The sequence below is a fragment of the Bacillota bacterium genome (genome assembly GCA_030705925.1).
GTDB lineage: Bacteria > Bacillota > Clostridia > Oscillospirales > Feifaniaceae > JAUZPM01.
Map to the genome: position 1 here is coordinate 1 of JAUZPM010000070.1, position 10122 is coordinate 10122.

The 10122-nt window shown below is 41.8% G+C and carries 7 protein-coding genes; 1 reads left to right on the forward strand and 6 read right to left on the reverse strand.

Annotated features, from left to right (window positions below; all coding sequences use genetic code 11):
- On the forward strand, positions 1–1512 hold a 1512-nt coding region (locus Q8865_09670), incomplete at its 5' end, for an FAD-dependent oxidoreductase (GenBank protein MDP4153688.1).
- Positions 1513–1552: 40 nt separating this feature from the next.
- Here the strand turns inward: Q8865_09670 and hydF are convergent.
- The 6 genes from hydF to Q8865_09700 form a co-directional block, all read right to left on the reverse strand.
- A complete protein-coding gene (hydF, locus tag Q8865_09675; protein MDP4153689.1) occupies positions 1553–2743 on the reverse strand; it encodes a [FeFe] hydrogenase H-cluster maturation GTPase HydF in 1191 nt (396 codons plus the stop codon).
- A 6-nt stretch (positions 2744–2749) separates the two neighbouring features.
- On the reverse strand, positions 2750–4168 hold the full coding sequence (hydG, locus tag Q8865_09680; protein ID MDP4153690.1) for a [FeFe] hydrogenase H-cluster radical SAM maturase HydG: 1419 nt from the start codon (positions 4166–4168) through the stop codon (positions 2750–2752).
- Positions 4169–4190: 22 nt separating this feature from the next.
- Positions 4191–5216: a [FeFe] hydrogenase H-cluster radical SAM maturase HydE gene (gene hydE, locus Q8865_09685; GenBank protein ID MDP4153691.1), complete on the reverse strand. Its 1026-nt coding sequence runs from the start codon at positions 5214–5216 to the stop codon at positions 4191–4193.
- A gap of 18 nt (positions 5217–5234) precedes the next feature.
- Complete coding sequence (locus tag Q8865_09690) at positions 5235–5486, reverse strand: iron-only hydrogenase system regulator (protein ID MDP4153692.1); 252 nt, start codon at positions 5484–5486, stop codon at positions 5235–5237.
- Positions 5487–5721: 235 nt separating this feature from the next.
- Complete coding sequence (locus Q8865_09695; protein ID MDP4153693.1) at positions 5722–8160, reverse strand: ATP-dependent Clp protease ATP-binding subunit; 2439 nt, start codon at positions 8158–8160, stop codon at positions 5722–5724.
- A 107-nt stretch (positions 8161–8267) separates the two neighbouring features.
- Positions 8268–9884 carry a CvpA family protein gene (locus Q8865_09700; GenBank protein ID MDP4153694.1) on the reverse strand — a complete coding sequence of 539 codons (1617 nt, stop codon included), beginning with the start codon at positions 9882–9884 and terminating at the stop codon, positions 8268–8270.
- Between the last annotated feature and the right edge of the window lie 238 nt (positions 9885–10122).

The following is a 10122-nucleotide window of genomic DNA, read 5'->3' on the forward strand; positions in this document are numbered from 1 at the left end:
AACTGCGGGATGCCATATTATATAGGCGGCGTGATCAAAAATGAGGACGATCTTCTCATTCAGACCCCGGAAAGCTTTCATGCGCGATTCAATGTTGATGTAAGGGTCAACAATGAAGTGCTTTCGGTAAACAGCTCTGAAAAAACAGTCAAAGTATTAGATCACTCTAAAGGCAAAGAATACGCAGAAAATTACGACGTATTGGTTCTTTCACCGGGTGCATATCCCTATCGCCCGCCTATTAACGGTGTCGATAAAGCACATGTTTTCACCCTTCGAAATCTGATTGATACGAAAGACATACGAAGCTTTATTAATCAGCATAAGCCTCAGTCTGCAGTCATCATCGGCGGTGGTTATATAGGGATCGAAATGGCAGAAAATCTTAAGGAATCAGGCATCAGAATAAGCATTGTTGAAGCCTCTTCACATATTCTAAAACCGCTTGATGAAGATATGGCTCATTTCGTCCAGAGGAATATCAGAAGCCACGAAATAGGACTCTATTTAAACTCTAAAGCCGGTGAAATAACAGATAATGAAGTCGTTTTGGAAAACGGCACACACATTTCGGCAGACATCGTCATTTTAAGCACCGGAACAAATCCCGAAACCGGCTTTCTTAAAAATAGTGGCATCAACCTTGGAGACCGCGGAGAAATTATTGTAAACGACAGGCTTGAAACCTCTGTTAAAGGCGTATATGCGCTCGGAGACGCTTCTGCTGTAACTAATATAGTTACAGGTCAAAAACAAATCGTGCCTCTCGCCTCCCCAGTTAACAAACAGGCACGGATAGCGGGCGATGTAATATGCGGGAAAAATGCAAAATATTCCGGCGCACAGGGGACATCCATTATAAAAGTATTTAACCTTACAGCCGCAGTTACAGGTGAAAGCGAGTATAGCCTTAAAAGCAGCAATTTACAATATCTCAAGTCATATACAGTAAGCACTTCAATTGCGAGTTATTATCCGGGTGCCGAAACAATGTATATAAAGCTGTTGTTTGATAGCAGCGGCATAGTGTTGGGCGCTCAGATCGTTGGAGGAAAAGGCGTCGACAAGCGCATTGACGTACTTGCAACAGCAATCAGAGCCCGTATGACTATTTATGACCTTCAGGAATTGGAGCTTGCTTACGCTCCACCCTATTCGTCTGCAAAAGACCCTGTAAATATGGCCGGATTTGTTGCGGGAAATATACTTGAGGGTATGATGAAGCCCTTTTATCCCGAGGATATCGATAAAATCGATAAAAACGGGGTGCTCGTTGACGTGAGAACACCAGGTGAATTTTCCAGTGGTCATATTCCCGGCGCGGTGAATATACCGGTGGATAATTTGAGAGAAAACTTGAACTCGCTTGATAAATCAAAAAACATTTATCTGTACTGTCGGATCGCACAGCGAGGTTATATAGCCCAGCGGATATTAGAGCAGGACGGATATAATACAAAAAATCTTGCCGGCGGCTATTTATTTTACGATGCAATGGTCGAAGACAAGTAAAAAAGATCGGAAAGAACTAACTATTCTTTCCGATCTTTTATTATAGTCCGAAAATCTCAAGGCTTCTGTCAAGAATACCGTTTAAGTATGCGAGGATCACTCCATAGTTGGTTATTGGGACTCCTGCCTCCTCACATATGTCGATTCTGGTCTGCATCAGTTTCTTCCCTAGCATACAAGAGCCGCAGTGGATGATAAGGTCGTAATCAGATAGATTCTCTGGAAAATCTAGTCCCATTCTAAAGTCGAAGTCAAGCTCTTTTCCGGTATGTGCCCTTAAAAGTCTGGGGATTTTTACACGTCCGATATCCTCGTGAGAATGGTTATGGGTGCAGCTTTCAGAAATAAGCACTCGCGAGCCATTTTTTAATCTTTCTATCTGCTTTACGCCCTTGACAAAAGCTTTGATATCGCCTTTATATCTCGCAAAAAGAACCGAAAAACCTGTTAGCTTAATATTTTTAGGCACCACAGAACTTACATATTTGAACGCCTGTGAATCTGTCACGACAAGACTTATATCTTTTAAATCCACAAGTGCGGATTCAAGCTCTAAATCGCGTACAACATAAGATTTTATACCGTGGTCGAGGCAGTCACGAATAAGCTGAACCTGCGGCAAAATGATCCTGCCCTTAGGTGCTTCCGAGTCGACCGGAACAACCAATATGACCTTACTGCCAGATGGTAACAAATCACCTAATATGGTCTCATCTGCCTCACCAGTACTGAGCTTCTCAATCAATATATCTTTAAACTTCAAAATACTTTCACTGTCAAACACAGACAAAAATACAGCCTCAGGATACTTATCTTTAAGATTTTTAAGTACGGCATCAGAAACAATATCGGTTTTACTTATAACTAAAACATAAGGAATGCTGTACTTTTTAAAATCCTCTTTTGCCAAATTAAAAGCTTCTTCATCCGCATTTTCCGCATCCATCACATAAACAGCAAAATCCGTCCGCTGAAGCACCTTTTTAGTCTGTTTCATTCTAACTTCACCGAGTTCACTGTCGTCGCATAACCCAGCCGTGTCGATAAAAACCACAGGGCCAAACGGTATAAGCTCCATAGCCTTGGTTACCGGGTCAGTCGTAGTTCCCTTAACAGCCGATACGATCGAAACCTCCTGCCCGATAATCGCATTGAGCAGAGAGGATTTGCCGGAATTGGTGTTGCCGAAGATCGCTATATGTTTTCTGTTTGCGTTTGGTGTTGTGTTCATAGGCTTTTACAGGTATAAATCCCGTTCTCCCTTCTTTAATTTTTCCATTTCAGCTGTAACCAAAGTTCTGACTTTTTCGTTTGGTATCTCTTTTATCTGGTCATATACAAAAGGCAAAGCCAAATCGGAAGTTTCCTTGCCGCCGTAATCATATACATACTCCATCAAAGTCATAAGCGCGTTTGGAAGACAGCAGTTTTGTATCTGCCCCGTTTTCGCAAGGCTCATAAATCTGTCTCCAGTGCGCCCCTTTCTGTAACAGCCAGTACAGAAGCTCGGAATATAGTGAAGCTTTAAAAGCCAGTTCACAACCTCATTTAAGGTTCTTGTATCATTAACATCAAACTGTGCCGTGTTGTCCTCTTCAGGTTCCGGTTCAGCATATCCGCCGACGCTGGTTTTTGATCCGCCGCTGATCTGAGAAATGCCAAGATCGAGCACCCGTTCACGCATTTTTTTCGATTCACGGGTTGACATGATCATGCCGGTATACGGAACGGCAATGCGGATAACTGCGACAATTTTAGCGAAAATATCATCCGGCACTGCATTTGAAAAAGTATGCGGGTCAATATCATCAGCCGGACGTATACGCGGTACGCTTATCGTATGAGGGCCTACACCCATAGCGGCCTCAAGATGCTCAGCATGCATCAAAAGCCCTACAAAATCATATCTGTATAAATTAAGCCCGAATAATACACCGACACCCACATCGTCTATTCCGCCTTCCATTGCCCTGTCCATCGCTTCAGTATGGTAGGCGTAGTCATGCTTCGGTCCCGTCGGATGGAGTTGTTCATAGCTTTTTTTATTGTATGTCTCTTGAAACAATACGTAAGTGCCGATTCCCGCTTCCTTCAATTTTCGGTAATTTTCAACCGTCGTTGCGGCAATATTTACGTTTACGCGGCGGATAGCGCCGTTTTTATGCTTTATGCTGTAAATTGTTTTAATGCTTTCAAGTATATATTCGATCGGATTATTTACGGGGTCCTCGCCAGTTTCCAAAGCAAGACGTTTGTGACCCATGTCCTGCAGTGCAATAACCTCATGGGCTATTTCTTCCTGCGTCAGCTTTTTGCGGCATATATGCTTATTTTTTGCATGATACGGGCAGTAGACGCAGCCATTGATGCAATAATTTGAAAGGTAAAGCGGAGCAAATAAAACAATGCGGTTACCATAGATACTCTGTTTTATTTTTTTAGCGAGCTTAAATATTTTTTCGTTCTGCTCAGGCAGATCGCATTCAAGCAGAACAGCCGCTTCCCTGTGTGAAAGACCTTTGCAGTTCTCGGCGCGTTCTATCAGGCTTTCTATCAAGTCTTTATTGTGTTTGTTCTTTTGCGCATACTCAAGCGTGTCAAGAATTTCTCCGTCATCAATGAATTCAGTTGCTGTTTTCGATTTTGGATTATACATTTAATTTACCCTTTCACTATTTTTATATCTTAAAATCACCGCGGGACATGTCAGGAGAAAGACCGCAGCTTTTTATCCTGAGTGAAATACAATTCAGACACTCGGCCGCTTCCTCTCCAGTACATATCTTTCCGTCATACAAGCTATATTTTTTTCTAACAGATACCGGTGACAAATTCGGCATTAGTACATTCGCCCCCGCCATAAGCCCCATTTCCCTGCCCTTGGGCGTTATCGTGCCAAGCGCAGTTGTAGCAGGAAGAAGCACGTTTGGCAGTAGCAGGCGGATTACCGCCAGAAGCAGCACCGTTTTTTCAGCCGTTCCGCTCTTCTCATTTGCAAGAGGAGTGTCTTTCTGCGGGATAAACGGCCCGATCCCGACCATATGCGGCGATAGTTCCTTTAAAAATACTAGATCTTCGACTAAGTCCTCATCAGTCTGTCCGGGAAGCCCAACCATGAAACCCGCTCCTACCTGATAGCCGATCTCTTTTAAGTCGTAAAGGCACTGCTTTCTGTTAGAGAGACTCATTTCCTCGTGAAGCTGGTTATATAACCGTCCAGACGCTGTTTCGTGGCGAAGAAGATACCTGTCCGCCCCCGCATCAAAAAGGCGCTGATAGCTGTTTTTGGGCCTCTCGCCAACCGATAACGTGACAGCCGCATCGGGATATCTTGCCTTAATTTCAGAAACAAGCCCGCAAAGCCTGTCGTCCGTAAAATAATCATCTTCGCCGCCCTGTAGCACAAAGGTTCTAAACCCAAGCCTGTATCCGTTTTCACAGCAGGACAAAATTTCGTCATTAGATAATCTATAGCGATCTGCGTTCTTATTAGCAGCCCTGATGCCGCAGTATCTGCAGTTTCTCTTGCACATGTTTGTAAATTCAATCAGCCCTCTGAGATATACAGCGTTACCGTAATGCCGTCGGCGGGCCTGCATAGCTTGTCCAAACAAATACTGCTTATCATCTTCTGTAATATTTGAAATGAGATTTAAAAATTCTTCCCTGTCTAGCGTACTATTCAGGGTTAATTTATCAATTATATTTTTCTTGTTTTACTCCTAGATCTCCTTTTTTGAAACGGCCGTTTTAACGGAAATGTGCGGGATATTTCCAAGCTTTCCTGTCAAACTGTTAATTTCATCAAGTGAGCCTACAACAGTCAGCGCAACTACGCCTATCTGCCCTTCCTCAAACGGGATTCCCATTCTGCCGCGGATAATACCTTTAAATTCTGATACTATACTGTTAAAAGAATTCTGACACAACTCCGGCTCTTCAAGTATTGCACTTATAACTGCAACCTTTTTCATAAAACACCTCTTTTAAAAATAAAAAAACTTTCCTTGTAAAAGGAAAGTTAATATGCAACAAAACACCCTCTGCATGCAGAAAGCTCCGCCTATTAATCCTTCCTTTCAAATCAGACATATCTTCTTTGTCAGGTTGTGATACTTTTTAAAAACAGTCCGGCAAAGAACAACCTCTGTCAGACTGAATTCATTTGTTATAATTTTAACAAGTTTACTGTGATAAGTCAATAATAAATTATAGATGTATGATTTCCGTCATTATTTTTTCAGTTAAAACAGGCTTATCATCCTCAAACCTCAATGTAAATTGTCTTTCTTTCTGCAAAGCGCCTGATAATATACTTTCACTTAGATAGTCGGTTATGCGTTGTTGTATTGCACGTTTTAACGGACGTGCACCGTATTCTTTTGTAAAATTATTTTTTTTGAGTCCTGAAATTACGCTTTCATCAAAAATAACGTTATAGCCGCGTTCAGCAAGTCTGTTTTTAACATCCGATACAAGCTTTTCGACGATTTTTGTCACTGTCGTTTCATCAAGCTGAGAAAATACAACTATCTCATCTATTCGATTAATGAATTCAGGTCTGAAAAAACGCTTTAGTTCTGCTGTGACATCGCTTTTAATAACTTTCTGTGCTGTTTCAAACGTATCCTCACCGCTTGAAAATCCTGGCTTTCTGCTTCCAGTTATCTGCCGGGCGCCAATATTTGACGTCATTATAATTATTGTATTTTTAAAATCGGTCCTTTTACCGTGTGAATCAGTAAGACTGCCGCTGTCAAGTATCTGCAAAAACACGTTGAATACATCTGGGTGAGCTTTTTCGATTTCATCAAGCAAAATGACAGCATATGGCCTGTGGCGTATTATTTTTGTGAGCTGCCCTCCCTCGTCATAGCCTACATATCCCGGAGGCGAACCGATAAGCTTGGACGCATTATGGCTTTCCATATATTCAGACATATCAAGCCTGATAAGGGCATTTTCATCTGCAAACAAAGCAGCTGCAAGGGCTCGGGCAAGCTCAGTCTTTCCGACGCCAGTCGGCCCTAAGAACATAAACGAGCCTATCGGTCTTTCTTCATCAGCAAGACCTGCCCTTCCGCGTCTGACAGCACGCGCAACCGCACTGACTGCCTCGTCTTGACCTATTACGCGCTTCTTAAGCTCATCCTCAAGAGATAAAAGCCGCTGATTTTCGCTTTCACGAAGTTTAGAAACCGGAATTTTGACCCATCTTGCAACTATATCTGCAATGTCATCCTGAGCAATTTCAAGCGGCCTTTGCTCCATATCAAATTTCCATTTTTCTTTTCTGTAAGACAGCTCATTTCTAAGCCTTCTTTCGGTATCCCGAAGCCTTGCAGCGCTTTCAAAATCCTGCTTGACGGCAGCAGAATTTTTATCTTTTGTCAGCTGATTTATAGTATTTTCTATTTTAATAATTTCTGGCGGAAAAACCATTGTAGAAAGTCTTTTTGCTGATGACGCCTCATCAATCAGATCTATAGCTTTATCAGGCAGGTATCTGTCATGTATATACCTCTTTGATAAATAAACTGCCTCGCTAATCGCCTCATCAGTAATCTTAACATTGTGATGTTTTTCGTATTTTGGTCTAAGTCCCATAAGGATGCTGACGCATTCCTCGGGAGTTGGCTCCTCCACCGTTACTGGCTGAAACCGTCTTTCAAGTGCCGCATCTCTTTCAATATATTTTTGATATTCATCAAGTGTCGTCGCCCCGATTATCTGTATATCGCCCCTTGCAAGTATCGGTTTTAAAATACCTGCGGCATCGATACTTCCTTCAGCCGCACCCGCGCCAACTATACTGTGCAGTTCATCAATGAATAGAATAATGTCGCGGTTATTCATTGCCTCTTCAAGCACTGACTTTAATCGTTCCTCAAATTCGCCGCGATATTTAGCCCCGGCGATCATCGCGGCAAGATCAAGAGAGATTATTCGTTTCTGTTTCATAACAATAGGAACGCCGCCCTCGTGAATACGCAGCGCCATTCCCTCAACTACAGCAGTTTTGCCTACGCCCGGTTCACCAATGATACATGGATTATTTTTTGTGCGTCTCGTCAGTATTTCAAGTACCCGTTGTTCTTCCTTTTCTCTCCCTATCACCGGATCAAGCATACCCTTTGCCGCGAGTTCGCTTAAATCACGGCCAAATTGATTAAGAGCAGTGCCCGGCTTTTGCTGTGTATGTTTTTTTTCTTTTGGTTCGTTTACAACAGGTATGGCATTATCATAAAGTTTTTGCAAATCCACATCAAGATTTTGAAGTATTCTATAAGCGATATTATCGCCATCTGATATTATCGCTCTCAGTAAATGGCCAGTACCAATATAAATATGTGAGCTGCTGATTGCCTCGGATATAGACAGTTCAATAATAATTTTTAATCTTGGTGACATATCAGACACAGTAATATAAGAAGGCTCAGCGCTTACTCCATTCATTTCATACACTGCATTTTGAATTTTTTCAAATGTAGCCCCGACTGAATTAAGTGCAGAAGATGCCGCGTCTTTTCCTTTTGATAGTGCTAAAAGAAGATGCTCTGTCCCTATATGTGAATGACCCATATCCTGTGCTATATCAAGAGCGCTGTTCAATATTAGCTGTGCGGATTCGGTAAACCTGTTGGTCATAATGCAAAACTCCTTCCATAGTATTGCTTATTACCAATATGGTACCCTTTATGACAAATATTTAAACAAGCCGGCATATATTTTAAAAATACATGCCGGCTTTATAATTAACCTTGGACTAGTTCAATTTTGCTGATAGACGCCGTTTTGCCTCCTGTTTCTCTATATGAGATTTTTACTTTATTTCCGGTTTGCAAAACGGGAAGCAGATCGCTTACCTGTATCGAAGCAGTATAGACAGTGTCGTTTCCGTCAAGCTTAACATAATAATATGAATTGCCGTCCTTAACAGCGGAAGAAACAAAAGATATTGCACCCTCTACGGTTTTATCATCCCCGGTCGGCTTTAAGCCTTCTCCCGAAAGCTGACGTACATATTGCTCTTTGGCCTCATCAATACTCTCGGCAACTCCAACAACCTGATAGTTTTCAACATTTATGAAGGCGTACATCTTCACAAGTCCCGCGCTGTCCTTTAAGGAAAGGAAGTAGGTTGGATAATTATCTACATTGATTAACAGCGGGAATGTTGCAGTGTAACGTTTTTCCTGAACCTTACCTTCGGCAGATGCCATAGCTGAATACTCTTCTGCCCCGTTTATAGCATAAAACCTCGATTCTTTAGTTCGAAGATTTACAAGCGTAAAACCGATGTTAGACTCATCACTTACAACAGATGTAAGACCTGTATAAAGCCAGATATTATTATTAATAGACAGGTAATTATATCCATCTGTGGTCTGAAGAACATCTTTTTGTCCAAATTTGCTGTTCCAAAAGCCATGCTTATACTTGCCGTTATTATTTATCTGCTTAAGTATCAAATTTGTTCCGTAAGCTCTATCGATCCACTGTGGAACTTTAGAGATATCATAGTAACTAGTGTCGCCTGTTACCGCATCAACAAGCACCACGCCTACGGCATCTGGGCCGCCATATAACCCTATCTTATAATCTATGACAGAAAACACCCAAAACGGGTGACCGCTGTCATCTATCTCAAAATTAACCTCATCAAAAAGCTTAGTCGGATAACTCAGCCTCGCCTTACGGACGACATATCGATTGAATTTGTCGCTCATACCATATTTCATAGGTTTATCAAGCTTAACTATATTTGCTTCCTGAGTTGCGAGGTTGACCTTAATATAATACGGAATGCCTTTGCTGCTGTTACTAAGCCATTTGAAAATATCAGCATATTCAAGAGGCGTCACTCTGTACGGTTTGTTCTCATAATTTATCACACTGAACTTATTCGATAGGTTAAACTGCGAAACAAGATCAACAACAGATCCGACCTGGCGATTCGCAAGTCTCTGGGCTGTATCCTTGTCTGCAATCGGAATCTGTGAGAAAGATATTTCCTTTATATCAGTTGAAAAGTCGCTGTCTTTCATAGTCAGCTGATCACGGTAATGCTTTGCATTGAATATCTCAGCTCCTGAAATGCCGCCGATAAATAACAGAAGAAATAGACCAACAATGATAATAGCAACATTTCTGAATGCTTTTCCAACTCTTTTTTTGGGTTCAATAACTATGACTTTTTTTCTGCCGAATATCGAAAACAGTAAGTAAACAAAGCAAAATACCCCGACCGTAAATATAAACAAAGTCCAAAACTCGGGAGATTTATAATTTATAGGTGCGCATGTGAGCCAAAAGAAAAAAGCAGCAAACGCTAAAGCAGCTATTGCTGAAATCGAAACTTTTTTAATCATAGATACTCCGATCGTATTATATAATACGGCTGTCATTTACGGTCGACGGCTTACCATTAAAATTTTTAGTAAGTATAGCATATATTATCCAGAAATACAATAGTTACCCCCCGGCAAAGCCGGGGGTTCTTCATATGCGGGCAAAGCCCTGTTTTTCTGGCGGCGCCTCAAGGCGCTGGTACGGTCTGCCACTTGCAAAAGTGTGTTACTTGCTACCCGTAAACGGGTCTACGTACTC

Excerpts from the sequence above, each read along its gene's own strand:
- hydG (MDP4153690.1), bottom strand. The coding sequence starts at position 4,168 with ATGTATAATCCAAAATCGAAAACAGCAACTGAATTCATTGATGACGGA.
- hydF (MDP4153689.1), bottom strand. The coding sequence starts at position 2,743 with ATGAACACAACACCAAACGCAAACAGAAAACATATAGCGATCTTCGGC.
- Q8865_09700 (MDP4153694.1), bottom strand. The coding sequence starts at position 9,884 with ATGATTAAAAAAGTTTCGATTTCAGCAATAGCTGCTTTAGCGTTTGCT.
- Q8865_09695 (MDP4153693.1), bottom strand. The coding sequence starts at position 8,160 with ATGACCAACAGGTTTACCGAATCCGCACAGCTAATATTGAACAGCGCT.
- Q8865_09690 (MDP4153692.1), bottom strand. The coding sequence starts at position 5,486 with ATGAAAAAGGTTGCAGTTATAAGTGCAATACTTGAAGAGCCGGAGTTG.